Below are 26,220 nucleotides of genomic sequence, written 5' to 3'. Positions count from 1 at the left end.
GCGGGGAACGGCGCGAGGCACCACAACGCTCCCGCAGGCGACCGTACACCTCAACACATACGGCGCCCCGAATCCCGCGACTCAGGCCGCGCGGTCCACCAACTGCGCGGCCACCGCCCGCGCGAGATCGTCCCGCGACTCGGCGACCAGCCGCCGCAAGGCACCCGCCGCATGAGGATGCGCGGCCAGCCACGCGTCGGCGGCGTCCAGCGTGGCCTGGTCCCGCTGGGAGGCGGGGAAGAGCCCCCGGACGATGGCCATCGCGATCTCGATGGACCGCGAGGCCCACACGGACTCCAGCATCTCGAAGTACCGGGGCGCGTACGGGGCCGTCAGCTCCGCCTGGCCCGGCTGGTCGAAGCCGGAGATCGTGGCCTCGACCAGCGCGTTGGACAGCCGGTCGGACTCGATGACCGACACCCACGCCTGCGCCTTGACCGCCTGCGAGGGCCGCGCGGCCAGGCACCGCACCTGGTGCCGCTTGCCGGAGGCGGTGTCGTCGCGTGCCAGCTCCGCGTTGATCACGCCCTCGTCCGCGGCCCCGGCCGCGGCCAGCGCTTCGAGGAAGGTCCAGCGCAGTTCCTGATCGACGTCCAGCCCGTCGATGCGCGCGCTGCCGGCCAGCAGGCCCTCCAGCAGGCGCAGTTCCTGCTCGGCGGTGGCCGCGTCGGCCACCGAGGACAGGAAGCGGGCCCAGGCGAGCTGGTGGCCGCTGCCGGGTTCGGCGTTCCTGAGCCGGGTGACGGCGCCCTCGGCGAGCAGCCGTGCGCCCTCGGCGCGCCAGTCGGACGCTGTGTACATGTCGAGGGCGAGCTTCGTCTGGCTGTGCAGCATCTGGAGGACGCCGATTTCCGTCTCCTGGCCGGCGAAGCGCAGTACCAGGCCGATGAAGTCCCGTGCGGGCATCAGCCCGTCCCGGGTGAGGTTCCACAGCGCCGACCAGCACACGGCGCGGGCCAGGGGGTCGGTCAGCTCGCCGAGGTGGCCGCGCAGGGTCTCCAGGGACACCTCGTCGAAGCGGATCTTGCAGTAGGTCAGGTCCTCGTCGTTGACGAGCACCAGGTCTGGCCGCTCGGCGCCCGCCAGTTCGGGCACGGCGGTGCGTGCCCCGGCGACGTCGGCCTCGGCGCGGGCGTACCGCTCCAGGCGGCCCCGGGCCGGGTCACACCGGTAGAGGCCGACGGCCACGCGGTGCGGGCGCAGCACCGGGTGGGATTCCGGGGCTTCCTGGAGGACCGCCAGCTCGGTGATCTTGCCGGCCGCGTCGTAGGTGAGCTGCGGGGTCAGGGTGTTGACCCCGGCGGTCTGCAGCCATGCCTCGGACCAGCCGGCCATGTCGCGGCCGGAGGTCTCCGCCAGCACCGACAGCAGGTCCTTCAGGCGTGTGTTGCCCCACGCGTGGCGCTTGAAGTAGCGGCGGGCGCCCTCCAGGAAGGCGTCCTGGCCGACGTAGGCGACCAGCTGTTTGAGGACGGAGGCGCCCTTGGCGTAGGTGATGCCGTCGAAGTTGAGCTTGGCGTCCTCAAGGTCCCCGATGTCGGCGGTGACGGGGTGGGTGGAGGGGAGCTGGTCGGCGCGGTAGGCCCAGGATTTGCGGCGGTTGGCGAAGGTGATCCAGCCGTTGGTGAAGCGGGTGGCGCCCACCAGTGCGAAGGCGCCCATGAAGTCGGCGAAGGACTCCTTGAGCCACAGGTCGTCCCACCACTCCATGGTGACCAGGTCGCCGAACCACATGTGGGCCATCTCGTGCAGGATGACGTTGGCCCGGCCCTCGTAGGACGCCTGGGTGACCTTGCCGCGGAAGACGAACTCCTCCCGGAAGGTGACACAGCCGGGGTTCTCCATGGCGCCGATGTTGTACTCGGGCACGAACGCCTGGTCGTACTTCCCGAAGGGGTACGGGTAGTCGAAGTGGTCGTGGAAGAAGTCCAGGCCCTGTTTGGTGACGGTGAAGATGTCCTCCGGGTCGAAGTGCGGTGCCAGGCCCTTGCGGCACAGCGCGCCGAGCGGAACCTCCAGTTCGCTCCCGTCCTCGAACGTACGGCGGTAGGTGTCGGCGACGTAGTGGTACGGGCCGGCCACGACGGCGGTGATGTAGGTGGAGAGGGGGCGGGTGCGCGCGAAGCGCCACAGCGCGGACGCGCCGTCGTCCAGCGGGGCGGGCTCCCCTTCCTGGACGCCGTTGCTGAGCACGGTCCAGCTCGCGGGCGCGGTCACGGTGACGTCGTAGGGCGCCTTGAGGTCGGGCTGCTCGAAGTTGGCGAAGACGCGGCGGGCGTCGGCCGGTTCGTACTGCGTGTAGAGGTAGACCTCGCCGTCCTCGGGGTCGAGGAAGTGGTGCAGGCCCTCGCCGGTGCGGCTGTAGGCGCACTGCGCGTCGATGGTCAGTTCGTTGGCGGCGCGCAGGCCGGTCAGGGCGATCCGGGCGCCGTCGAAGACCTCTTCGACCCGCAGCTGCTCGCCGTTCAAGGTGACGGAGTGGACGTGCGGCGCGATCAGATCGGCGAACGAGTCGGCCCCCTCCTCGGCGCACGCGAAGCGGATGGTCGTCGTCGAGCGGAAGGTGCGCGGCCCCTCGGCCGGTGGTGGCGCGATGGCCGAGCGCAGGTCCAGCGCGACCTCGTACCCGTGGACGGTCAGCAGTCCGGCCCGCTGCCGGGCCTCGTCACGGGTCAGGTTCTCTCCGGGCACGTCGCTGCTCCCTCTTCTTCCGTCCGTCTCGCGGCCGTCTCGTGAACGACTTCGGTCAGCATCGCATGCGCCCCGCCGGCGCCACACGGGGAATGCGTCCCGGTGCGCGTACGTTGTCCGCGGTCGGCGGCATCGCCCCACAGCCGATGCCCCCCGCATGTTTCAGGCACACCGCACTGCCGAGGAGAACGTATGCCGGAGAAGACGCGCGCCGACTTCTGGTTCGACCCCCGATGCCCCTGGGCCTGGGTGACCTCGCGCTGGATGCTGGAGGTGGAGAAGGTACGGCCGGTGGAGGTCCACTGGCACGTGATGAGCCTGGCCGTACTCAACGAGAACAAGCTCGACAAGCTGTCCGAGGACTACGCCGAGAAGATGAAGCGGTCCTGGGGCCCGGTCCGCGTCTGCATCGCCGCCGAACAGAAGTACGGCAACGAGGTGCTCGGCAAGCTCTACACCGCGCTGGGCACCCGCGCGCACCCGCAGGGCCGCCAGTTCGGCCCCGAACTGTTCGCGGAGGCGCTGGAGGAGGCGGGGCTGCCCGCCTCGCTCGCCGAGGCCGCCGAGAGCGACGAGTACGACGAGGGCGTGCGCGCCTCCCACGAGGAGGGCATCAACTTGGTGGGCCAGGAGGTGGGCACTCCGGTGATCGCGGTGCCCGGCGCGGACGGCGAGCGCATCGCTTTCTTCGGCCCGGTGGTCACCCCGGCCCCCAAGGGCGAGGCGGCGGCCAGGCTGTGGGACGGCACCTTGATGGTGGCCTCGACCCCCGGCTTCTTCGAGATCAAGCGCACCCGCGACGTGGGCCCGGTCTTCGACTAGCGGCTGTCGCCGCCGTCGCGCCCGCCTGCCGCACGTGCGACGGCCGCGGGCCGTGGTGAGCGGAGGGCCCCTTGTCCGTCCCGTCCGGACGAGGGGCCCTCCGCTCTTTCTCCCGTCCGCCCGCGAAGGTTGAGAAGACGATCACGAGGACGGAAGCGCGGTGGCCGCGTACCGAGGTGCGGCGGGGGCCGCTCCGGTTACGGCGCGAGCAGCAGGTTGTTGGCGCGCTTCTTCGCGGAGGTGTACCGGGCGGCAACGTCCTGCCAGTTGACGACCCGCCACATCGCCTCGACGAAGTCCACCTTCTGGTTGCGGTACTGGAGGTAGAAGGCGTGCTCCCAGGCGTCGAAGACGAGGATCGGGACCGAGCCCTGGCCGACGTTGCCCTGGTGGTCGTAGACCTGCTCGACGATCAGCCGTCCGGTGACCGGCTCGTAGGCCAGTACACCCCAGCCCGACCCCTGGGTGGTGGCCGACGCCTTGGACATCTGGGCCTTGAACTTCGCGAAGCTGCCGAAGGACTCGGCGATGGCGTCCGCCAGCTCGCCGGTGCCGTCCTTCTCCAGCGGTTCGCCGCCGCCGTCGCCGGTCATGTTCTGCCAGTAGATGGTGTGCAGGATGTGCCCGGACAGGTGGAAGGCGAGGTTCTTCTCCAGCCCGTTGACGGACCCCCACTGGTCCTTGTCGCGGGCCTCGGCCAGCTGTTCGAGGGTGTCGTTGGCCCCCTTCACATACGCGGCGTGGTGCTTGTCGTGGTGCAGCTCGATGATCTCGCCGCTGATGACCGGCTCCAGGGAGGAGTAGTCGTACGGCAGCTCCGGCAAGGTGTACGTGGACATGTGCTCGCCCTCCACTCGCTAATGCACATTACTTGCAACAAGAAGCTAGCAGCAACAGGGCGTGAAAGAGCGGAGCGGCCCCCTTCTCAGGGGACCACTCCGCTCGGTGCTCTCGCAGGTCAGTCGGTCCGAAGTCCTAGGCCCCATCGGTCCGAAGTCCCGGGCCCCAGAGGCCCCAGAGGATTCGGAGGACGCAGAGGACGCAGATGACGCAGCCTTGAGGGAGCGTCAGGCCGTCGGCCCGGCGGGCGCCGTCGCGTCCTCGGGGATCGGTGCGCGGGGCCGCGTCCGCTGGCGTATGTAGCCGACCAGCGCGAGTACGACGGTCAGCCCCGCCGTGAACCCGAGCTGGGTGCGGGTGTCGCCCTCGCGCAGCATCAGCAGCAAGATCGCCGCGATCCCCAGCAGCGACACGATCGTGAGCCCGGGGAACAGCCACATGCGCACCACCAGCTTCTCCGGCGCCTCACGCTCCAGCTGTTTGCGGGTGAGGTACTGCGAGACCGCGATGAACCCCCACACCACGAGCGTCGCGGCGCCGACCATGTTCAGCAGCCACTGGAAGACCGTCTCCTTCCAGAAGAAGTTGAACAGCACGGCGACGAACCCGAAGAAGGACGAGGCGATCACGGCGAAGAGCGGAACACCCTGCCTGCTCAGCCGGTTGAGGAAGGCCGGGCCCTCGCCGCGCTCGACGAGAGAGTAGGACATCCGCGAGGCCCCGTAGATGTTCGCGTTCATGGCCGAGAGCAGGGCCACCAGCACGACCACGTTCATGACCTGCGCTGCCGCCGGGATGCCGAGGTGGTCCAGGACGGCCGCGTAGGGGCCGGTCAGCACCGACTTGTCGTTCCAGGGGATCAGGGCGACGATCACCAGCATCGAGCCGACGTAGAAGACCGCGATCCGCCACACCGCCGTCCGCACGGCCTTGGCCACACCGGAGACCGGCTTTTCCGACTCGGCCGCCGCGATCGTCACCGTCTCCAGCCCGCCGAAGGCGAACACGGAGGCGAGCAGGCCCACGATCAGCCCGTCGGCCCCGGTGGGGAAGAAGCCGCCGGTGCCCGTCAGGTTCCCGGCGCCCGGCGAGTGGGTGCCCGGCAGGGCCCCGGCTATCGCGAGTATGCCCAGGATCAGGAACGCGGAGATCGCCAGCACCTTCAGCAGGGCGAACCAGAACTCGTACTCACCGAAGTTGCGCACCGCCGCCAGGTTGGTGCCGCAGAAGATGACCATGAACAGCGCGACCCACATCCACTGCGCGGTCCCCGGCAGCCAGCCGGTCATGATCTGCGCCGCCGCGGTCGCCTCCGTGGCGATGGCCACACACAGCAGCGTCCAGTAGATCCAGCCCGCCGTGAAACCCGCCCAAGGACCCAGGGCCCGCTCGGCGTGCACGGAGAAGGAGCCGGAGGCCGGGCGCGCCGCCGACATCTCGCCCAGCATCCGCATCACGAGCATCACCAGCGCACCGGATGCCGCGTAGGCGAGGACGATCGAGGGCCCGGCGGCGGCGATGCCCGCGCCCGAACCGACGAAGAGGCCGGCGCCGATGACGCCGCCCAGCGCGATCATGGACAGGTGGCGCTGCTTGAGCCCGTGCCCGAGGGAGCGCTGGGCGGGGTCGGAGTCGCTGGGTGACGGGGGTGGCGCGTCGGACGTCTCGGTGCTGCGCGTCATCAGTGGCCGTTCCTGGTGTGTGAGGTCTTGGACGGGGACAGAGCGATTGCTGTTCTTGCTGGTCTTGTTGTTCTTGTTGTGTTCTCTTCAGTTTCGGGCGCGCGCCCGGGTACTTCAATAATCGTGCGCGGCGCGACGGCATACGGACACCCCCTTTTTTCCCGCAGCCCCCGCCCCGTGACTGCCCGCCGCCCGGCGCGCACTGTCGCCAAGCTCACGCCCCCTCACGCTCGGCGCACGGCCGGATTCGGCTAGCGTCGAACGGCACGAGAGAAGCCCGCCGGACCAGACGGAGATGCCCAGATGAGTGCCCTCACTTCCGCCGCTGTGACACGCCCCGGAGCAGTGCTCGCGGATCTGCTGCCCGCTTCCAGCGCCGCACGCGCCCGCGTACGGGATGCCGCGCTGGTCGTCGGCGGCGCCGCGCTGACCGGGGTGGCAGCCCAGATAGCGCTGCCGGTTCCCGGCTCGCCCGTGCCGGTCACCGGTCAGACCTTCGCCGCGCTGCTGGTCGGTGCGGGACTCGGCGCCGGGCGCGGCTTCCTCGCGCTGGCCCTCTACGCGCTCGTCGGAATGGCGGGCATGCCGTGGTTCGCCGAGGCGTCCTCGGGCGTAGGGATCCCCTCGCTCGGCTACGTGTTCGGCATGATGCTGGCCTCCGTCGCCGTGGGGAGCCTCGCCCGGCGGGGCGGCGACCGGGGAGCGCTGCGCACGGCGGGGACGATGGCCGTCGGCCTCGCGCTGATCTACGCCGTCGGCGTCCCGTATCTGGCGCTGTCCACCGGCATGTCGGCCGGCGAGGCGATCGCCGCCGGCCTGGTGCCGTTCCTGGTCGGCGACGCCCTCAAGGCCCTGCTGGCGATGGGCGCGCTCCCGACCGCCTGGAAGCTGGCGGGCCGCAAGGGCTGAGTCCCAGCGGCCCCCGGACCAGCGGCCCCCGGATCAGCGGAGGGGCCCGGCGCCCGCACCGGCGCCGGGCCCCTCCGTCGTTCCCGCCGTTCCGCTCCGCCGCTCCCGTCGGGAGGGACCGGCGTCCACGGGCGTCAGGAGGAGGCGGCGTCCACGGGATGCGCGGGATCCGCCGGGTCGGCGGGTGCCGGGACCGGCGCCGCCGCTCCGGGCTCCGTCTTGGCCTCCGCCTTGGGCTCTGTTTCCGGTGCTTCCGGCTTCGACTCCGCCTCCGTCTTGGCCTCCCGCCCGGAGTCGTCCGCCCCACGGCGCCGTACGCGGTCCTTGATCAGCGAGGTGGCCAGCACGAGCGCGGCGACGGCGAGCGACAGGAGCATCTGGATGCGCCCGTCGGAGTCGGTGAACATGTAGCCGATCACGAACACGATCAGGCCGATCGTCGCCCACGTCAGATACGGGTACAGCCACATCTTCACCGTCAGCCGCTCCGGTGCCTCGCGCTCGATCCGGCGCCGCATCCGCAGCTGCGAGGCGCAGATGACCAGCCAGACGAACAGGGCCACGGCGCCCGAGGAGTTGAGCAGGAACTCGAACACCGTGTCTTTGGCGATGTAGTTGAAGAAGACGGCCACGAACCCGAAGGCCACCGAACACCAGATCGCGGCCGTCGGCACGCCCCGCGCGTTGGTGCGTCCGAAGGAGGCCGGGGCGTCGCCGCGCTCCCCCAGCGAGAAGGCCATCCGGGAGGCGGTGTAGAGGCCCGAGTTCAGGCAGGAGAGCACGGCGGTGAGCACCACGATGTCCATGACGGTGCCCGCGTACGGGATGTCCAGCGAGTTGAGCACCGCGACATAGGGACCGTCGGTGGCGACGGCCTTCGAGTTCCACGGCATCAGCGTGACGATCACGAACATCGAGCCGATGTAGAACAGCCCGATCCGCCAGATCACGCTGTTGACGGCCTTGCGGACGGCGGTGACGGGGTTGGGCGACTCGGCGGCGGCCAGCGTGACGATCTCGCTGCCCATGAAGGAGAAGACCACCAGCAGCATCCCGGACAAGATCGCGCCGGGCCCGTGGGGCAGGAAGCCGCCCTGGCCGGTCAGGTTGTCCATGCCCACCGTGTGGTCGGCGGGCGGCAGTCCGGCCACCGCGAGGAGGCCGACGACGATGAAGGCGATGATCGCGACGACCTTGATCCCGGCGAACCAGAACTCGAACTCCCCGTAGGAGCCGACGGAGATCAAGTTGGTGCCGGTCAGCACCAGCATCACCAGCAGCGCCCAGCCCCACTGCGGGATCGCCGGGACCCAGCTCTCCAGGATGACGGCGGCGGCGGTCGCCTCCACGGCGAGCACCACGGCCCAGAAGAACCAGTACAGCCAGCCGATGGAGAACCCGGCCCAGCGGCCGAGCGCCCGGTCGGCGTAGGTCGAGAACGAGCCGGAGGTCGGGTCGGCCGCCGCCATCTCCCCGAGCATCCGCATCACCAGGACGACCAGTAGCCCGGCCAGCGCGTAGGACAGCAGAATGCCGGGCCCGGCGTCGGCGATACCCGCCTTGGAGCCGACGAAGAGGCCGGCGCCGATCACACCCCCGATGGCGATCATGGACAGGTGGCGGTTCTTGAGGCCCGCCTGGAGCCCGTCGCCCCCGGGTGCGCCGCTGCCTTGCGGCGCGCCCGGCCGGCGCTTGCTGGTCTGGGAACTCATGGCCCGGCTCCTAGTGGATTCTTGGAAACGTACGGTTTAACGGTCGTTCACATCCAAGAGCTGCTCCTGCCCCCTATGGAAGAGCCGAATCCGGATTGTTGTCGGTGACATCGCCCAGTGGTCCCATCGTCCGGTGGCACCGTCCCGAAGCCCTGGGCGCCGCCCCCGTCACCAGGGATGTCAGACTCTGGGGCATGCGCGTGTACCTCGGCTCCGATCATGCCGGTTACGAACTGAAGAACCACCTCGTCGCGTGGCTGGAATCGGCGGGCCACGAGCCCGTCGACTGCGGCCCGCACCTCTACGACGCGGACGACGACTACCCACCCTTCTGCCTGCGCGCCGCCGAGCGCACCGTGGCCGACAGCGGCTCCCTCGGCGTCGTCATCGGCGGCTCCGGAAACGGCGAGCAGATGGCGGCCAACAAGGTCGCCGGGGCCCGCTGCGCCCTGGCGTGGAGCGAGGAGACCGCCGCGCTCGCCCGCGAGCACAACGACGCCAACCTCGTCAGCGTCGGCGCGCGGATGCACACCACCGAGGAGGCGGTGCGCTTCGTGGAGACCTTCTTGAACACGCCCTTCTCCGAGGGGGAGCGCCACCAGCGCCGCATCCGGATGCTCGCCGATTACGAGGACACCCGCGAACTGCCGCCCATCCCGGCACACCACCCGCAGCGCTGAGAGGGACCGCGTGCCCGAGGGACACACCATCCACCGGCTCGCCCGTGACTGCGCCGACCGTTTCGCCGGGCGCCCCCTGGACGCCGCCAGCCCGCAGGGCAAGTTCGCCGACGGCTCCGCGCTGGTCCACGGCGCGGAGCTGACGGCCACCGAGGCGCACGGCAAGCACCTCTTCCTCGGCTTCGGCCCGCTCGGCTGGGTCCATGTGCACCTGGGCCTGTACGGCACCTTCCGCTTCGGCGAGGGCACCCCGCCGCCGCCCGTCGGACAGGTGCGGCTGCGGCTCGCCACCCGGCCCGCCGGACTGTCCGGGGAGCCGCTGCACTACGCCGACCTGCGCGGGCCCACCCGCTGTGAACTGCTGGCCGAGCCCGAGAAGCGGGCCATAGACGACCGCCTCGGGCCCGACCCGCTGCGCCCGGCCTCCGACCCCGAGGCCGCCTGGGCCCGCGTCTCCCGCAGCCGTACCAGCGTCGCCGCGCTGCTCATGGACCAGAAAGTCGTCTCCGGCGTCGGCAACGTCTACCGGGCCGAAGTCCTCTTCCGGCACGGCATCGACCCGTACCGGCCAGGCCGCGAACTCCAGCGCTCGGAATGGGACGCGATCTGGTCGGATCTGGTCGCGCTGATGAACGAGGGGGTGCGCAACAACCGCATCGACACCGTGCGCGCCGAGCACACCCCCGAGGCCATGGGCCGCGCCCCGCGCGTGGACGACCACGGCGGCGAGGTCTACGTCTACCGCCGTGCCGGACAGCCCTGCCTGATCTGCGGCAGCCCCGTCAGCAGCGCCGAACTCGCCGCGCGCAACCTCTTCTGGTGCCCGGGCTGCCAGCGCCGCTGATCACCTGGAGACGCGCCTGGACACGGCGGGTGACCCGCCGCCGGCAGCGCCGACCCGGTGCCTCCGGCGCCACACGGGCCCCCGAGGCACCGGCCCGCTCAGAACCCGTGCGGCAGCCAGGGCGCCGTCTCCCCGAAGAACGCCCTCGCCGCCTCCCGCAGCGCCCCCGAATCCGGCCGCGCCTCCGTCACCAGCCCGGAGCGCGCCAGCGCCGCCAGCGACGTGCCGCCCAGATACGCCGCACCCAACTCCCGTACGGACAGCGCCAGATCGGCCGCGTCCCGGGTCGGCGCGCACACCGCGCCCTTCTCGTCGCCGGAGAGCCGCCAGCGCCCCGTGTTCCAGGGGCAGAAGGTGTCCTCGACCTCAAGGACCACATCCACGGGGTGCGCGTACGCACGCGCGGCCAGCGCGGCACCCACCTCCACGGGACGCAGGTACAGCGTGTCCGTCCACCGGGGGGCACACCTGCGCGGGTCGCTCACCCAGTGCAGCCACGGGTCGTCGAGCGGGCGCCCCCCGGCCTCGATGGACGTGGTCAGGTCGATCCCGAACAAGAAACGCCACAGCGCCGCGTGCGCCGCCGGATCCACCGCGTTCAGCTCCCGCAGCAGCACATCGCCGTCGGCGGCGTCGTAGTCGGACCAGCGCGGCTTGACCGCGTAGCGCGCGTACCCCACCGGCTCCTCGCCCCGCAGCGCCACCACACAGCGCAGCGGTGAGGCGCCCTCCCGGCCGCTCTCCGGATCCAGCAGCGGCTGCCGCTCCCAGCCGGGCCGCCGCTCCAGCATCCCCGGCCGTGCGGCCACACAGCGCGCGTAGACGGCCTCGCACTCGCTCTGCAACGAGGAGGGGTCGTTCGACTGGCGCAGCCGCAGCCCGGCGGCCTCCGCCTCCAGTCCGGGCGGCAGTTGCAGCGAGACCCGGCTGCTGTCGATGGTGGCCTCCAGCGCGCGGGCCGCCAGACCGTACCCGAACCGTCCGTAGATCGCCGGTTCGGACGCCGTCAGGACCGCCAGCGGCTCCTCGCCGGCGGCGTGCAGGTCGTCCAACTGGCGCCGCATCAAAGAACGCAGCACGCCCCGGCGCCGGTGCGTGGGGGCCACACTCACCATCGTCACGCCCGCGGTGGGGACCACGGCGCCGCCCGGGACGGCCATCCGGAAGGAGAACGCCCCCGCCGTGCCCACCGGCCGGCCCTCGTCCCAGACCCCGAGTGAACGCTCCGTCTCGGTCAGCGAACGGAACAGCTCCCGCTCCTCGGAAGACTCCTCGCTCCCGAACGCGCTCACCAAAATGTCATACCAGGCGTCCCATTCCGAAGCCTGGAGAACCTGCGGCTCAGTTGTCATACAGCCATGCCTACCAGGCAGTTCGCGTGGATGCGAACGTTTTTGCGGTCATGTGCGCGCAGGTGCACGTGCGTCTGCACGGACGGGTGGGGGCCGGGGACGCACCGGGAATCGACGGGCCGCAGAGCGGGTGGCTAGGCTCCCTGAGCATGGCGGAACGCCGCGCGGGACTCTCACCCTCGACGGCCCGGTCGCACCAGGCGCACAAGGCGCTGCACCGGGTCCGGACGACCCTGCGCAAGTCCGCCGTGGACTACTTCAGAGGCGGCGCCTCGGACTGGGTGGCCCTGGCCGGGCTGATCCTCACCGTCCCCGCCCTCACCTGCGCCACCATCCTGATGCCCCTGTGGTGCGCACCGGAGGCGCTGGTGCTGCCGATCATCGCCGGCGGGCTGCTGCTGCGGCCCGCCAGCCTCCTCGCGCTCTACGCCACGGCAGCGCTCGCGCTCATGGTCGAATCGCTGCTCCTCACGACCGCGACGGAGTTCGCCGACGGCGCTGGTCGCGTCACCCCCGGCACCATCCTGGTCGTCGCGGCTGCCGGGCTCTCCGGGCTGCTGGTCGCCCAGTTCCGCAGCCGGGTGGGAGTGCCCTGGCGGCGCGGCGGGACCATGCTCTTCGACCTGCGCGAACGCATCCGGGTCCAGAGCAAGCTGCCCAAACTGCCCGCCGGATGGCACCGCGAAATGGCGCTGCGGCCCGCCGGAGGGCAGTCCTTCTCCGGAGACTTCGTCGTCGCGGCACGCACCGGACCGGGAGGCCGGACCCTGGAGGTCGTCCTCACCGACGTCTCCGGCAAGGGCATGGACGCCGCCTCCCGCGCACTGCTGCTCTCCGGTGCCTTCGGCGGACTGCTCGGCTCGCTGCCCCCGCACGACTTCCTGCCCGCGGCCAACGGCTATCTGCTGCGCCAGTCCTGGGAGGAGGGCTTCGCCACCTCCGTCCACCTCGTGCTCGACCTCACCAGCGGGGACTACGAACTCCTCTCCGCGGGGCACGTGCCCGCGATGCAGCTCAACGCCGGATCCGGCAAGTGGGAGGAGAAGGCCGGCGAGGGCCCGCTGCTGGGTGTGTACGACGGTGCGGAGTTCGAGCCCGCCAAGGGGACGCTGCGCCACGGCGATGTGCTGATGCTGTTCACCGACGGCCTCGTCGAGACGGCCGACCGCGACCTGACCGAGGGCATCGACCGCCTCACCGGCGAGGCCGACCGCTATGTCGCCTCCAGCTTCCACGGCGCGGCCTGGCACCTGATCGAGTCCGTCGCGCGTGACGTCAACGACGACCGCGCGCTGCTGCTGCTCTGCCGCGCCTGAGCCATGCCCCGCACCACCGCCGCTCCGGCCCGCTGCTCAGGCCCGCCACTCAGGCTGGCCGGAGCCTGGATACGGGGGTTTTCCCCACCCTGGATCCGGTGGCAACCGCCATGGTCCCCGGCCACCCCTGAACCGTACGTTCGAGAGGTCGGAGCGGTGGATCACCAGGGACGGAGACCAGCATGGGCAAGCGCCCGAGGCGCCCGAAGCCCTCGGCGCACGAAGAGGCGTACGCCCGGGGGAGGGGGGCGCGCGGCGCGGTGGAGCTGCGTGCCGTGACCCCAGGGGCGGAGTGTGCACGCCCTGTGCGGCACCGGTCTAGCCCTGCCGCGGGGCACTTTCACCGCCGTCATGGGCCCCTCCGGCTCGGGCAAGACCACCTTCCTCCAGCGCGCCGCCGGCCTCGACCGCCCCAGCTCGGGCACCGTCCACCTGGGCGGCACCGAGATCACCGCCCTCAGCGAGAACCAGCTGACCGCGCCGCGACGCAGCCGCCTCGGCTTCGTCTTCCCGGCGTTCAACCTGCTGCCCTCGCTCACCGTCGAGCAGAATGTCACCCTGCCGCGCCCCACGCTGACGGGGCACGTCACCTCTGCCTGTGACCGCGAGATATCGGTCCGCCGGGAACGGGGCGCCGACACCGGCGCTGTCGCCCGCGCGCTCAGTGTGCTCGGCGAGGTCTCCGACAAGGCGTCCTACGCCGTCGCCGCCCTCCCCACCAGATCCCTCCTGCGCCGCGGCTGTCCGGGCGGCGCCGACAGGGGGGCGGCGGAGGGCCGGTGAGGGGTGGGGGCCGGAAACGACGTGCCCTCCCCGGGGGACCCGGGGAGGGCACGTGAGGCGAACAGTCGCACGCGGGGACGGCGGGCCGACGGCCCCTGGCGGCGCTACCCCTTGCGGTGGGAGACGGGCTGTCGGCCGGGCGACGGCTGCGAGCCATCGCCCTGGACACTCCGCGCCGACTCCCGCTTGCGGGCCATCGCCCCGGCGTCCCGCTTGAAGAACCACTCCATCTTCGGCTCGATCGCGAACCGGAACAGCCTGGTCACCCACGGAGTGCAGAGCGCCGTCATCATCACGGCGGCCAGCACGGTGATGAGCACCCGGCTCAGCGGATGATCGACCCAGGCCATCTCGTACCAGTCGAACTGGCGCGAGCTCTGGATGGCGAAGATGTGCAGCAGATACGCGTAGAGCGTGCCCGCGCCCAGCACCGTGAACCACATGTGCCGACGCGGCACCCACGACAGGAAGCAGGCGGTCATCACCAGACCGCAGCCGAAGATCGCGAGGTACATCACGGCGCCCGCCCAGGAGGGGACACCCAGGTCGGCGGCGGACTTGTCGTGCAGGAACCACGCCTTGGACATCCGGGGGACGGCCCAGTAGGCGAAGACCATCGCGCACAGCGTGATCGGCACCGCGATGTAGCGCATCTCACGGCGCTTGACCAACTGGAAGTGGTGGGGACGGAGCTGAAGCCCGAGGACGAAGAACGGGAGGAACTGCGCGACCCGCATCAAATTCAGATCCCCGCCGATCGACGGGGTCACGCTCGCGCCCACCGCGATCACCAGCGCCACGGGCATCGGCCACCGCAGGCTCTTCCACACCGGAGTGGTCAGCCGCCACAGGAACAGCGCCACCAGGAACCAGAGCGCGAACCCGGGCTCCTGGAAGTGGAACTCGCGGCCGGGGTCGTCGTTGGCCCACCGCATGAAGAACGTGTAGGCGACCTGGATGGCGAGGTAGGGGATCACCACGCCGGTGACCAGGCGCTGGATCTGCTTCGGCTTGCCCTCGAAGCTCCTGGACAGATAGCCGGAGATGATGATGAAGGCCGGCATATGGAACGTGTACATCACGAAGTACAGGGCTTCGGCCGTACGGCTGTCGTCGCGCAGCGGATCCCAGGCGTGACCGATCCCGACAAGCACGATCGTGAGGTACTTGGCGTTGTCGAAGAACGGATCACGCTGCTTGGCTGCTGGTTTCTTCTGCGCCTTCGCAGGCTGCTCCGCGGACGCCGGTGGCGTCTGGGAGGGGGACTCCTGGCGGACGGGGGGGAGCGGCGCCCGCTCATAACCAGCGTGCAACATCTGCCGCACCATAGCGGTTAACCCTCTGGGCCGTAAATTCTCGTCACGGCACTTCTTCCCTCGACTCCGCTTGCTATTCCCCGTGTTCGGGAAGACGCACGGCAAGCCGCGGCAGGAATGTTCGGTTTGATGAGCAATGTCCCACCTAAGTGGGGCATATGGAGTCCGTGTGACACCAGGGGAATGCCCCTTTCGCGGCCCTCTGTGCTCGCTGTGAGGGAGGCCACAATTCCCAGTTGTACACCGGGAATTCACGTGCGCTTCGGCACCGGGTGCCACGAGTAATGCATCACGTGCAGAACCCCTGTACAGCGCATTGATCCGGCCGAATTGAAGGCTGAATTAGGGACGTATACGTCGCACACATACTATCCGCCCGGCGCGGATGCCCCGCCCCGGCTCCCCGGGCCGGGGGCGCGTTCACGCTCCGTCCAGGCGGGGCCCGGAGCCCCGGGGGAGGAGCCACAGAGGTCGCGTCCGCCACAGGATTTACCGGAAGATGAAGCCGATGAGGGGTCACCCGGGTCCTCGTGCACGGGAGTTGGTGGCACGATGGGTGGCCGCGGGGGTGTGGCGGCGTAGGCAGACCCCCAGGCCGGGTGAGGCGTTCCGACCTTGAGGGTGTGAGCAGTTGTGGCCATCTCGCTGTCAGTAGTCCTGATGTTGGGCGTCATCTTGGTCGTCATGATCCGGAGCAAGTCGATCAAGGCGGGCCCAGCGGTCGTCGCCATACTCTTCGGCTTCTTCCTCGCCTCCACGGGCATGGCGCCCTCGATCAACCGGTTCCTCAACTCGATCGCCCACACGATCAATCAGATCAGTTTCTGAGCACATGGCGGTCGGCTTCTGAGCAGATGACGGTCGGCTCCGGCCCGCCCCGCTCAGCCGTCGAAGCCGTCCCTTGTGGACGTCACCGGCTCAACCGGTGACGCCGTAGGCGCGCCGCAGGCCGGACCTCGCAGTCGGTCGATCCGGCGCGACGGCCGACCAGCGCCACGGCCCGGCCGTGGGGACGGAGAAGACCACCGCACGACGAAGGCCCGGCCCCTTCAGGGGCCGGGCCTCTCGCTTGCCGAGCGGGCGACGGGAATCGAACCCGCGTAGCTGGTTTGGAAGACCAGGGCTCTACCATTGAGCTACGCCCGCATGCGCACCGTCTTCGCTCCCCGGGCGCTTGCCGGGGCTGGAAGGGCACGGACTGCATCGTACGGCATGTACTCTACGTGTCGCACCGACGGGGTGTGGCGCAGCTTGGTAGCGCGTCCGCTTTGGGAGCGGAAGGTCGTCGGTTCGAATCCGGCCACCCCGACCACGTACTATGAAAGACGCGCGTGCCTGTGTCGTGTCTGCATGCATACGGGGCGCAGTCAGGAATCAGCAAGACCCCCAATGCCAGCCCCAAGGAGACCGACCGTGAAGAGCGCCGTGGAGACCTTGAACCCGACCAGGGTTCGGCTCACTGTCGAGGTGCCCTTCGAGGAGCTCAAGGACAGCCTCGACGCGGCGTACAAGAAGATCAACCAGCAGGTCACGGTGCCTGGCTTCCGCAAGGGCAAGATCCCTGCCCGGGTGATCGACCAGCGCTTCGGCCGCGGTGCCGTTCTGGAAGAGGCTGTCAACGACGCCTTGCCGAAGCTGTACCAGTCCGCCGTCGAGGAGGGCGAGCTGAATGTGCTCGGCCAGCCCGAGGTGGACATCACGGACCTGAAGGACAACGAGCTGCTGGCCTTCACGGCCGAGGTCGACGTCCGCCCCGAGATCGAGATCCCGGACTACTCGGGCATCGAGGTCGAGGTCGATGCGGCCGAGGTCTCGGACGAGGACATCGACAGCGCCGTCGAGCAGCTGCGTGAGCGCTTCGCCTCGACCTCGGTCGTGGAGCGCGCCGCCGCCGAAGGCGACGTCGTCAAGGTCGATCTTGAGGCCAAGATCGACGGCGAGGTCCTGGAGGACGGCGTCGCCCAGGGTGTGGACTACACCATCGGCTCCGGCGAGCTGCTGGACGGCATCGACGAGGCCGTCACCGGCCTGGAGGCGGGCGGCTCCACCACCTTCACCTCCGAGCTGAAGGGCGGCTCCGGCGCCGGCCAGGAGGCCGAGGTCTCCGTCACGGTCGAGAGCGTCTCCGCGCGCGAACTCCCCGAGCTGGACGACGACTTCGCCCAGCTCGCCAGCGAGTTCGACACGCTGGAGGAGATGCGCGAGGACAGCCGTAAGCGCCTCGCCGACCAGAAGAAGTACGACCAGGCCACCCAGGCCCAGGAGAAGGTGCTGGACGCCCTCCTGGAGCTGACCGAGGTGCCGGTCCCCGAGAAGCTGCTCGCCGACGAGATCGAGAGCCGCAAGCACAACCTGGTCAACCACCAGCTCGGCCAGCTCGGCCTCGACCTCGCCTCGTACCTGAAGATGCAGGACAAGTCCGAGGAAGAGTTCGAGAACGAGCTGAAGGAGCAGGCGGAGAAGGGCATCCGCACCCAGTTCGTCCTGGATGAGCTGGTCAGCAAGGAGAAGCTCAACGTCAGCCAGGAAGAGCTGACCGAGCACCTGATGCGCCGCGCGCAGTCCTCCGGCATGAGCCCCGACCAGTTCGCGCAGGCCGTCGTCGAGGGCGGCCAGGTGCCGATGCTCGTCGGCGAGGTCGCCCGCGGCAAGGCGCTTGCCACCGTCGTGGAGTCCGTCACGGTGAAGGACACCAACGGCGAGGTCGTCGACATGAGCGACGAGGACGAGACCGACGAGGCCGACGAGTCCGGCGAGAGCGAGGCTGCTGCCGAGGCCGAGGCGTCCGAGGGCGCCGCAGAGGCCGCGCAGGACAAGGACGACAAGGGCGAGAAGTCCGGGAGCTGACCCGGCGGCCCGGTCGCCGTACCCCGCCCGAAGGGGCCGTGAGCGCACCCGCGCCCGCGGCCCCTCGCGCGCTCCCGGGGGCGCCCGCGCAGCGACCTGCGCCGCATGCGCAGGGCGCCGGGGCCGCACGCGCTCACAGCCCCATGCTCCATGCGCTCACAGCGAAATGCGCTCTGACCGGGATGGCTGCCGACGACCCGCGCGTTAGGGTCCCCAGTAGACGAAGACCCCAGTGACGGCCAGCTTCGCGCGGTCGTCCGGATACGAGCAGGTGGACACGTGACGCTTCCGATGCCTTCCGCCGCCGCTGAGCCCAACTTCGGTGGTGGCCTCGGCGACCAGGTCTACAACCGGCTGCTCAACGAGCGGATCATCTTCCTCGGCCAGCCGGTGGACGACGAGATCGCCAACAAGATCACCGCACAGCTGCTGCTCCTTGCCGCCGACCCGGACAAGGACATCTTCCTGTACATCAACAGCCCGGGTGGTTCGATCCAGGCGGGCATGGCGATCTACGACACCATGCAGTACATCAAGAACGACGTGGTCACCATCGCCATGGGACTGGCCGCCTCGATGGGGCAGTTCCTGCTGACGGCGGGCACCCCCGGCAAGCGCTTCGCGCTCCCGAACGCCGACATCCTGATCCACCAGCCCTCCGCGGGTCTGGCCGGTTCGGCGTCCGACATCAAGATCCACGCCGAGCAGCTGCTGCGCACCAAGGCGAAGATGGCCGAGCTGTCCGCCGCGCACAGCGGCCAGACGGTCGAGCAGTGGACCCTCGACGCCGACCGCGACCGCTGGTTCTCCGCCGAAGAGGCGCGGGACTACGGCCTGATCGACGAGGTCTACGGCAACGCCGCGCAGCTTCCCGGCGGCGGCGGAACGGGCGCGTGAGCCCCGCCGTACTGCCGCACGGCACACGCCCCTACCGCAGCCAGCTCATCCCCAGGAGAACCTCCCGATGACCTCACTCCACACGGGCCCGCAGGCCGAGTTCACCGGCATCGCGCCCGAGTCCCGCTACGTCATCCCGCGCTTCGTCGAGCGCACCTCGCAGGGCGTGCGCGAGTACGACCCCTACGCGAAGCTCTTCGAGGAGCGCGTGATCTTCCTCGGCGTGCAGATCGACGACGCCTCCGCCAACGACGTCATGGCGCAGCTGCTGTGCCTGGAGTCGATGGACCCGGACCGGGACATCTCGATCTACATCAACTCCCCGGGCGGCTCCTTCACGGCGCTGACCGCGATCTACGACACCATGCAGTTCGTGAAGCCGGACATCCAGACGGTCTGCATGGGCCAGGCGGCCTCCGCGGCGGCCGTGCTGCTCGCCGCCGGCACCCCCGGCAAGCGCATGGCGCTGCCGAACGCCCGCATCCTCATCCACCAGCCCTACAGCGAGACGGGGCGGGGGCAGGTCTCCGACCTGGAGATCGCGGCGAAGGAGATCCAGCGGATGCGCGATCAGCTGGAGGAGATGCTCACCAAGCACTCCACCAAGGAGCGCGAGGTCATCTCCTCCGACATCGAGCGTGACAAGATTCTCACCGCCGAGGAGTCGCTGGAATACGGCCTGGTCGACCAGATCGTCGCCACCCGTAAGTCCTCGGTCGGAGTCTGACCGCAGTCCTGCACAAGTCCCGTATCCCCGGGGACCGACCCGACCGAGTGATTCGGGTCGGTCCAAGGGGGGCCCATTCCGGCGGTCCGGCAAGGTACCGTCGGAGAGCACGTACCTCGGTCCGTACCCACTCGACGGATCCCAGGCGAAGGGGAAGCTCCTCGTGGCACGCATCGGTGATGGCGGCGATCTGCTCAAGTGCTCGTTCTGCGGCAAGAGCCAGAAGCAGGTGAAGAAGCTCATCGCGGGTCCAGGTGTGTACATCTGCGACGAGTGCATCGATCTCTGTAACGAGATCATCGAGGAGGAGCTGGCCGAGTCCTCCGAGGTGCGCTGGGACGAGCTTCCCAAGCCGCGGGAGATCTACGAGTTCCTGGAGGGCTATGTCGTCGGCCAGGAGGCCGCGAAGAAGGCCCTCTCCGTGGCGGTCTACAACCACTACAAGCGCGTGCAGGCCGGTGAGAACGCGCAGGGGCGGGACGACGGCATCGAGCTGTCGAAGTCCAACATCCTGCTCCTCGGCCCCACCGGCTCCGGCAAGACGCTGCTCGCGCAGACCCTCGCCCGGATGCTCAACGTCCCCTTCGCCATCGCTGACGCCACGGCGCTCACCGAGGCGGGCTACGTCGGCGAGGACGTCGAGAACATCCTGCTCAAGCTGATCCAGGCCGCTGACTACGACGTCAAGAAGGCCGAGACCGGGATCATCTACATCGACGAGATCGACAAGGTCGCCCGCAAGAGCGAGAACCCGTCGATCACCCGCGATGTCTCCGGCGAGGGCGTCCAGCAGGCGCTGCTGAAGATCCTGGAGGGCACCACCGCCTCCGTGCCGCCGCAGGGCGGCAGGAAGCACCCGCACCAGGAGTTCATCCAGATCGACACGACGAACGTGCTGTTCATCGTCGGCGGCGCCTTCGCCGGTCTGGAGAAGATCATCGAGTCCCGTGCGGGTGCCAAGGGCATCGGCTTCGGTGCCGACATCCGCTCCAAGCGCGAGATCGAGGCGAGCAACCAGTTCGAGGAGGTCATGCCGGAGGACCTGGTGAAGTTCGGGATGATCCCCGAGTTCATCGGCCGGCTGCCCGTGATCACCTCGGTGCACAACCTCGACCGCGAGGCGCTGCTCCAGATCCTGATGGAGCCCAGGAACGCGCTGGTGAAGCAGTACCAGCGGCTGTTCGAACTCGACGGTGTGGAGCTGGACTTCGACCGTCCCGCGCTGGAGGCCATCGCCGATCAGGCCATTTTGCGCGGCACCGGGGCGCGCGGGCTGCGCGCCATCATGGAGGAGGTCCTCCAGTCGGTGATGTACGAGGTGCCCTCGCGCAAGGACGTGGAGCGCGTCGTGATCACCGAAGAGGTCGTCCACTCCAATGTGAACCCCACGCTGGTGCCGCGGGCCCGGGGCAACGGGGACCAGCAGCGCCACGAGAAGAGCGCCTGACAGACGGCTGACAGCGTGTCAGAGCCCGGCTTCCCTGTGGGGAGCCGGGCTCTGACACGTTCGTCTCCGCGGCGCTGACGCGCCTGCCTCAGCCGCCTGCTTCAGCCGAGCTTGCCTCAGCGGGGGCCCGGCGCTTCGGCACGGGCCCGGCGCCGGGTCACTTGTCGACGACCGCTGCCTGGTAGACCTGGCCGGCCAGGTCGGCGGACTCCTCGGGAGTGGCGCCGCCGCCGGTGGCGTCACCGGCCATCGTCAGGCCGATGGTGCTGGAGTCGCCCCAGGCGCAGAGGGTCTGCGACTTGGTGGCCACCTTGTAGGTCTGGCACTTCATGATGTCGCCGTCGAAGCCGTCGGGGGTGACCTCCTTGGCCCCCCCGTCCTTCTGGCCCATGGCGCCGATGGTCTTGTCCATCTTGCCGAGCATCCAGTCGACGCCCTCTTCCGGGTCGTCCAGTGAGCCCCAAGCGCCGCTGAACTGGAGCTGCTTGGTGCCCGAGGTGTACTTCGCGCCGAGGTGGCCCTCCGCGTCCAGACCCGGGATCTCTTCCTTCTTGCCGCTGGACTTGCCGTCCATCACCTCGGCACCGTCGCCCGTCTCCGGCTTGCCCTGGAGCTTGTACTCGCCGATGGACTGCGGAGCGTCCAGCTTCTTGTCGCCGCCATCGATCACGCCGAACAGGAACAGGCCGCCGATGAGAGCACCGACGACGACCAGGGCGCCCACGACGATGCCGATCGTCTTGCCCTTGCCGCCACCGCCGCCTTGCGGGGGCATCGGCATGCCCGGCTGCTGGGGCTGGCCGTAGGGCCCTGGCTGGCCCGGCATGCCCTGCTGGCCCGGCATGCCCTGCTGGGGCTGGCCCTGCTGGGGGTAGCCGTAGCCCTGCGGGGGCTGCTGGGGCTGGCCCTGCTGCGGGTAGCCGTAGCCCTGCGGGGGCTGGCCCTGCGGCTGCCCCGGCGCGCCACCGTAGGGGCCGGGCTGCCCCGGCTGCTGCGGCTGCTGACCGTAGGGCCCCGGCTGCTGGCCGTAGGGCCCGGGTTGGTTGTGACTCATGGTGGCGCTTCCCCTCCGTGAACATGTACATGAATGCGCCCGCACATCCTGACGGATGGGGGCTTCTCTCCGCTGCACCGGGCGCGGAATCGGCGCCCGCTGGGTACGAGATCGTGAAAAAAGCGAGAGGAGGCGAGGGAGTTGTCCGGTTACGTCCCGATGGGCCGAGGACAAAGACGCGCCCGGTGGAAGTGCCACCGGGCGCTGTCCCGCCTGCCTCACAGCCGGCGTCGCCTGCCTCACATACGCGAGTGCCGGGGCGCGGCGGGAGGCTCCACACGAGGTCCCGGCCGTGGCCCGGCGCCGCGGGTCACTTGATCTCGACGCGGGTGTCCTTGCGGACCTTGGCGGTGGTCTCGCCGGCCTCGGAGACCGGGGTGCCGGTGCCGCTGAGGACGGCGGCCGTGTCGGCGACGACGACGAAGCCGACGGTGCTGTGGTCCCCCCACATGCAGAACGGGATCGTGAAGCCCTTCATCCCGGAGGTGCTGGTCTGGCCGGGGGTGAACTTCACCTTCTGACACTTCATCACCGCGTCGTCACCCAGCCCGGCCGGCTTGACCGTCTCCGGCTCGCCGTCCAGTTCGGCCTTGCCGCCGCCGCTGGTGTCCGGGTCCTCCTTGGCCTCCTTGGCCATCATCAGGAGCGCGCCGTTCACCACGGCCTCGGGGTTGGCGATATCGCCGTAGACCCCGCCGAACTCCAGCTGCTTGACGTCCACTCCGCTGCCCGCGGTCTTGTACTTCGCCGAGACCTGCTTGGGGTTGCGCACGCCGAACTTCTCGAACTTGGAGATGTCGTCGTCGTTGAACGTGTCGCCGCCGGAGCCGCTGGAGGGGACCTTGTCGAACTGCTCGGCGACCGTCTGAGGCGTCGTCAGCTTGTACTTCTTGCCGTCGGACGCGACGCTGCCGCCGCCCCCCTTGCCGTCACCGCCGTCGTCGTTCTTGCCGCCGGTGAACAGCACCACACCGCCGATCACGGCCGCCACCACGACGAGCGCGCCGACGACGAGGCCGATCGTCTTGCCCTTGCCGCCTCCGCCGCCTTGCGGGGGCATCGGCATGCCCGGCTGCTGGGGCTGGCCGTAGGGCCCTGGCTGGCCCGGCATGCCCGGCTGCTGCGGGTAGCCGTAGCCCTGGGGCGGCGGCATGCCCGGCTGCTGGGGCGGCTGGCCGGGCTGCTGCGGGTAGCCGTAACCAGGCTGTCCGGGGGCGCCGCCGTACGGATTGGGGCCGCCCGGCTGCTGCGGGGGCTGTCCGTACGGGCCCGGCTGCCCGTACGGACCGGGCTGCTGCGGCTGTTGGCCGTAGGGACCGGGCTGGTTGTTGCTCATGACGGCGCTTCCCCTCCGTGAACATCTTGTCGAATGCGCATGCTCATCCTGACGGATGACGCGGGGGAGTGCTGCACCGGTCCACAAACCGATTCGAGACCGCGACATTGGCGCCCGTACACTGGCTGCCGTGACCGAGAACACTCAGCCAGGCCCGGAATCGCACGGGCAGCACACAGCGACCCCCGCAGATCTGCCGACCCAGTACGCGCCGGCCGAGGTAGAGGGGAAGCTGTACGAGCGCTGGGTGGAGCGGGGCTATTTCGAGGCGGACCCCAAGAGCGGCAAGCCGCCGTACACGATCGTGATCCCGCCGCCCAACGTCACCGGCTCCCTCCACCTCGGGCACGCCTTCCAGCACACCCTCATGGACGCGCTCACCCGCCGTAAGCGGATGCAGGGCTACGAGGCGCTGTGGCTGCCCGGCATGGACCACGCGGGCATCGCCACCCAGAACAAGGTCGAGCAGCAGCTCGCCGAGGAGGGCAAGTCCCGCCAGGACCTGGGCAGGGAAGCGTTCGTCGAGCGCGTCTGGCGGTGGAAGGAAGAGTACGGCGGCAAGATCCTCGGCCAGATGCGCCGCCTCGGCGACGGCGTCGACTGGTCGCGCGAGCGCTTCACCATGGACGAGGGCCTCTCCCGCGCCGTCCAGACCGTCTTCAAGAAGATGTACGACGACGGGCTGATCTACCGCGCCGAGCGGATCATCAACTGGTGCCCGCGCTGTCTGACCGCGATCTCCGACATCGAGGTCGAATACCAGGAGGACGACGGCGAGCTGGTCCAGCTCAAGTACGGGGAAGGCGACAAGACCGTCGTCGTGGCCACCACCCGGGCCGAGACGATGCTCGGCGACACCGCCGTGGCCGTCCACCCGGACGACCCGCGCTACCAGCACCTGATCGGCGAGCAGATCCGGCTGCCGCTCACCGACCGCACGATTCCCGTCGTCGCGGACAGCCACGTGGACCCCGAGTTCGGCACCGGACAGGTCAAGGTCACCCCGGCCCACGACCCCAACGACTTCGAGATCGGCCGCCGCCACGACCTGCCCATGGTCACGGTCATGGACGAGCGCGGAGTGATCACGGCACCCGGCCCGTTCGAGGGGCTGGACCGCTTCGAGGCGCGCTCCGCGATCGTCGCCGCCCTCCGCGAACAGGGCCGCGTCCTGGAGGAGAAGCGCCCCTACCGGCACAGCGTCGGGCACTGCTCGCGCTGCAAGACGACCATCGAGCCCCGGCTGTCCATGCAGTGGTGGGTCAAGGTCGCCCCGCTCGCCCGGGCCGCCGGTGACGCCGTCCGCGAGGGACGCACGAAGATCCACCCCGCCGACATGTCGTCCCGCTACTTCGACTGGGTCGACAACATGCACGACTGGACGATCTCGCGCCAGCTGTGGTGGGGCCACCGCATCCCGGTCTGGTACGGGCCCGCGGGCGAGGTCGTCTGCGTGGGCCCCGGCGAGGAGCCGCCCGGCGGCGAGGCCGAAGGCTGGCACCAGGACCCGGACGTCCTGGACACCTGGTTCTCCTCCGGCCTGTGGCCCTTCTCCACTCTGGGCTGGCCGGACGAGACGCCGGAGCTGGAGAAGTTCTACGCGACGGACGTGCTGGTCACCGGCTACGACATCATCTTCTTCTGGGTCGCCCGGATGATGATGTTCGGGACATACGTGCGGGACGAGCCGCCCTTCCACACCATCGCGCTGACCGGCCTGGTCCGCGACGAGCACGGCAAGAAGATGTCCAAGTCCTTCGGCAACGTGGTCGATCCGCTGGAGTGGATGGACGCCTACGGCTCCGACGCGCTGCGCTTCACCCTCGCCTCGGGCGCCAACCCCGGTACCGACGTGCCGATCGGCGAGGACTGGGTCAAGGCGTCCCGCAACTTCGCCAACAAGATCTGGAACGCCACCCGGTTCGCGCTGATGAACGGCGCCACCGTGGCGGGCCCGCTGCCGGACGCCGGTGAGCTGGCGGCCACCGACCGCTGGATCCTCTCCCGGCTGAACGAGGTGCTGGCGGAGGCGGACGGCTACTACGACGACTACCAGTTCGCCAAGCTGTCCGACACACTGCGCCACTTCGCGTGGGACGAGGTCTTCGACTGGTACGTCGAGCTGTCCAAGACCACCTTCGCCAAGGGCGGCAGGCCCGCCGAGGTCTCCCGCCGCGTCCTGGGCGAGGTCCTGGACGTGACACTGCGGCTGCTGCACCCGGTCGTCCCGTTCGTCACCGAGACGCTGTGGACGACACTGACGGGCGGCGAGTCCGTCGTCGTCGCCGACTGGCCGAAGGACTCGGGCTTCCGGGACGCGGAGGCCGGACGGGAGATCGCCACCCTCCAGCAGGCGGTCACCGAGGTCCGCCGCTTCCGCGCCGACCAGGGCCTCCAGCCCGGCCAGAAGGTCCCGGCCGAACTCGCCCTGGAGGGCACGCCGTTGGTGGCCCACGAGGACGCCATCCGGCAGCTGCTGCGGCTCCAGCCCGCCGGGGAGGGCTTCCAGGCCACGGCCTCCTTGCCGGTCGCCGGGGCGACCGTCGCGCTCGACCTGTCGGGCGTCATCGACGTCGAGGCCGAGCGCAAGCGCCTCGCCAAGGACCTGGCCGCCGCGGAGAAGGAGCTGGCCCAGACGTCGGGGAAGCTCGGCAACGAGGCGTTCCTGGCCAAGGCGCCGGACCACGTCGTGGACAAGATCCGCACCCGGCGCGGGTCCGCGGAGGCGGACATCGCCCGGCTCAAGGAGCAGCTGGAGCGGCTCGGCTGACGCCTGCGGCCCGGCGGTTTCTGTGTCGCCCTTTTTTGGTGCCGATTAGCTTTTTTTGGTGCCGAGTCGGGGGTGCCCCTGTCGTGCTGTGCGGAGTGCGGATGCTCCCCCGAGCTCTTCGAGCAGGGAGGTGCCCCCAGAGCAGGGGGGACCCCCACCGCGGCGGAGCCGCGTATATGACACGGCCCCGCGCCC

Annotated in this window: 19 protein-coding genes, 2 tRNA genes and 1 pseudogene; 13 read left to right on the top strand and 9 right to left on the bottom strand. The window is 69.9% G+C overall.

The features are described 5' to 3' along the window. Positions 1-81 precede the first annotated feature (81 nt). Positions 82-2,691, bottom strand: a complete 2,610-nt coding sequence (gene pepN, locus ABD339_RS04165; protein WP_344562177.1) for an aminopeptidase N — start codon at positions 2,689-2,691, stop codon at positions 82-84. Positions 2,692-2,883: 192 nt separating this feature from the next. Between pepN and ABD339_RS04160 the strand changes: the two genes are divergently transcribed. Then, positions 2,884-3,513: a DsbA family oxidoreductase gene (locus ABD339_RS04160; protein ID WP_344562175.1), complete on the top strand. Its 630-nt coding sequence runs from the start codon at positions 2,884-2,886 to the stop codon at positions 3,511-3,513. Between the two features lie 197 nt (positions 3,514-3,710). Here ABD339_RS04160 and ABD339_RS04155 read toward each other — a convergent pair whose 3' ends face one another. Together ABD339_RS04155 and ABD339_RS04150 are read right to left on the bottom strand one after the other, a co-directional pair. Next, a complete protein-coding gene (locus ABD339_RS04155; protein ID WP_344562173.1) occupies positions 3,711-4,352 on the bottom strand; it encodes a superoxide dismutase in 642 nt (213 codons plus the stop codon). Between the two features lie 228 nt (positions 4,353-4,580). Beyond that, positions 4,581-6,035 (bottom strand): amino acid permease, encoded by a 1,455-nt coding sequence (locus ABD339_RS04150; RefSeq protein ID WP_344562171.1) that lies wholly within the window; start codon positions 6,033-6,035, stop codon positions 4,581-4,583. A 303-nt stretch (positions 6,036-6,338) separates the two neighbouring features. Here ABD339_RS04150 and ABD339_RS04145 point away from each other — a divergent pair, with 303 nt between their 5' ends. After that, complete coding sequence (locus ABD339_RS04145; RefSeq protein WP_344562170.1) at positions 6,339-6,944, top strand: biotin transporter BioY; 606 nt, start codon at positions 6,339-6,341, stop codon at positions 6,942-6,944. A gap of 134 nt (positions 6,945-7,078) precedes the next feature. Here the strand turns inward: ABD339_RS04145 and ABD339_RS04140 are convergent, their stop codons facing one another. Further along, positions 7,079-8,656, bottom strand: coding sequence for an amino acid permease (locus ABD339_RS04140; RefSeq protein ID WP_344562169.1), 1,578 nt, complete (start codon positions 8,654-8,656; stop codon positions 7,079-7,081). 194 nt (positions 8,657-8,850) lie between these two features. Here ABD339_RS04140 and ABD339_RS04135 point away from each other — a divergent pair, with 194 nt between their 5' ends. Next, positions 8,851-9,336 carry a ribose-5-phosphate isomerase gene (locus tag ABD339_RS04135; RefSeq protein WP_344562167.1) on the top strand — a complete coding sequence of 162 codons (486 nt, stop codon included), beginning with the start codon at positions 8,851-8,853 and terminating at the stop codon, positions 9,334-9,336. A 10-nt stretch (positions 9,337-9,346) separates the two neighbouring features. Continuing rightward, positions 9,347-10,180, top strand: a complete 834-nt coding sequence (locus tag ABD339_RS04130) for an Fpg/Nei family DNA glycosylase (protein ID WP_344562165.1) — start codon at positions 9,347-9,349, stop codon at positions 10,178-10,180. A 98-nt stretch (positions 10,181-10,278) separates the two neighbouring features. Here ABD339_RS04130 and ABD339_RS04125 read toward each other — a convergent pair whose 3' ends face one another. After that, positions 10,279-11,532 carry a GNAT family N-acetyltransferase gene (locus ABD339_RS04125; RefSeq protein ID WP_344562163.1) on the bottom strand — a complete coding sequence of 418 codons (1,254 nt, stop codon included), beginning with the start codon at positions 11,530-11,532 and terminating at the stop codon, positions 10,279-10,281. A 149-nt stretch (positions 11,533-11,681) separates the two neighbouring features. Between ABD339_RS04125 and ABD339_RS04120 the strand changes: the two genes are divergently transcribed. Both ABD339_RS04120 and ABD339_RS04115 read left to right on the top strand, forming a co-directional pair. Beyond that, positions 11,682-12,848, top strand: a complete 1,167-nt coding sequence (locus ABD339_RS04120; RefSeq protein WP_344562161.1) for a SpoIIE family protein phosphatase — start codon at positions 11,682-11,684, stop codon at positions 12,846-12,848. Positions 12,849-13,139: 291 nt separating this feature from the next. After that, a pseudogene (locus ABD339_RS04115) lies at positions 13,140-13,541 on the top strand (ATP-binding cassette domain-containing protein); the annotation flags it as partial. A gap of 194 nt (positions 13,542-13,735) precedes the next feature. Here ABD339_RS04115 and ABD339_RS04110 read toward each other — a convergent pair. Then, a complete protein-coding gene (locus tag ABD339_RS04110) occupies positions 13,736-14,959 on the bottom strand; it encodes an acyltransferase family protein (RefSeq protein ID WP_344562159.1) in 1,224 nt (407 codons plus the stop codon). Positions 14,960-15,580: 621 nt separating this feature from the next. On the opposite strand from ABD339_RS04110, the gene ABD339_RS04105 reads away from it, so the two are divergent. Then, a complete protein-coding gene (locus tag ABD339_RS04105) occupies positions 15,581-15,775 on the top strand; it encodes a hypothetical protein (RefSeq protein WP_344562157.1) in 195 nt (64 codons plus the stop codon). 247 nt (positions 15,776-16,022) lie between these two features. Here the strand turns inward: ABD339_RS04105 and ABD339_RS04100 are convergent. Next, positions 16,023-16,093: transfer RNA gene (locus ABD339_RS04100), tRNA-Gly, on the bottom strand. An 89-nt stretch (positions 16,094-16,182) separates the two neighbouring features. Here ABD339_RS04100 and ABD339_RS04095 point away from each other — a divergent pair. The 5 genes from ABD339_RS04095 (at position 16,183) to clpX (ending at position 20,865) form a co-directional block, all read left to right on the top strand. Further along, a tRNA-Pro gene (locus ABD339_RS04095) sits at positions 16,183-16,259 on the top strand. Between the two features lie 101 nt (positions 16,260-16,360). After that, positions 16,361-17,794 (top strand): trigger factor, encoded by a 1,434-nt coding sequence (gene tig, locus ABD339_RS04090; RefSeq protein WP_344562154.1) that lies wholly within the window; start codon positions 16,361-16,363, stop codon positions 17,792-17,794. Positions 17,795-18,085: 291 nt separating this feature from the next. Then, positions 18,086-18,691 carry an ATP-dependent Clp protease proteolytic subunit gene (locus ABD339_RS04085; RefSeq protein WP_344562356.1) on the top strand — a complete coding sequence of 202 codons (606 nt, stop codon included), beginning with the start codon at positions 18,086-18,088 and terminating at the stop codon, positions 18,689-18,691. A gap of 67 nt (positions 18,692-18,758) precedes the next feature. Further along, on the top strand, positions 18,759-19,418 hold the full coding sequence (locus ABD339_RS04080) for an ATP-dependent Clp protease proteolytic subunit (RefSeq protein WP_344562152.1): 660 nt from the start codon (positions 18,759-18,761) through the stop codon (positions 19,416-19,418). A 163-nt stretch (positions 19,419-19,581) separates the two neighbouring features. Beyond that, positions 19,582-20,865 carry an ATP-dependent Clp protease ATP-binding subunit ClpX gene (gene clpX, locus ABD339_RS04075; RefSeq protein ID WP_344562150.1) on the top strand — a complete coding sequence of 428 codons (1,284 nt, stop codon included), beginning with the start codon at positions 19,582-19,584 and terminating at the stop codon, positions 20,863-20,865. Between the two features lie 157 nt (positions 20,866-21,022). On the opposite strand, the gene ABD339_RS04070 is transcribed toward clpX, so the two are convergent. Further along, positions 21,023-21,919 (bottom strand): hypothetical protein, encoded by an 897-nt coding sequence (locus ABD339_RS04070; RefSeq protein ID WP_344562148.1) that lies wholly within the window; start codon positions 21,917-21,919, stop codon positions 21,023-21,025. A gap of 310 nt (positions 21,920-22,229) precedes the next feature. Continuing rightward, complete coding sequence (locus tag ABD339_RS04065; RefSeq protein WP_344562146.1) at positions 22,230-23,255, bottom strand: hypothetical protein; 1,026 nt, start codon at positions 23,253-23,255, stop codon at positions 22,230-22,232. Between the two features lie 130 nt (positions 23,256-23,385). On the opposite strand from ABD339_RS04065, the gene ABD339_RS04060 reads away from it, so the two are divergent. Continuing rightward, positions 23,386-26,025 (top strand): valine--tRNA ligase, encoded by a 2,640-nt coding sequence (locus ABD339_RS04060; RefSeq protein WP_344562145.1) that lies wholly within the window; start codon positions 23,386-23,388, stop codon positions 26,023-26,025. Positions 26,026-26,220: the final 195 nt, after the last annotated feature.

Origin of the sequence: Streptomyces axinellae (genome assembly GCF_039532135.1) — a bacterium.
Classification (GTDB): Bacteria; Actinomycetota; Actinomycetes; order Streptomycetales; family Streptomycetaceae; genus Streptomyces; species Streptomyces axinellae.
This window is presented reverse-complemented; position numbering and strand designations above follow the sequence as displayed.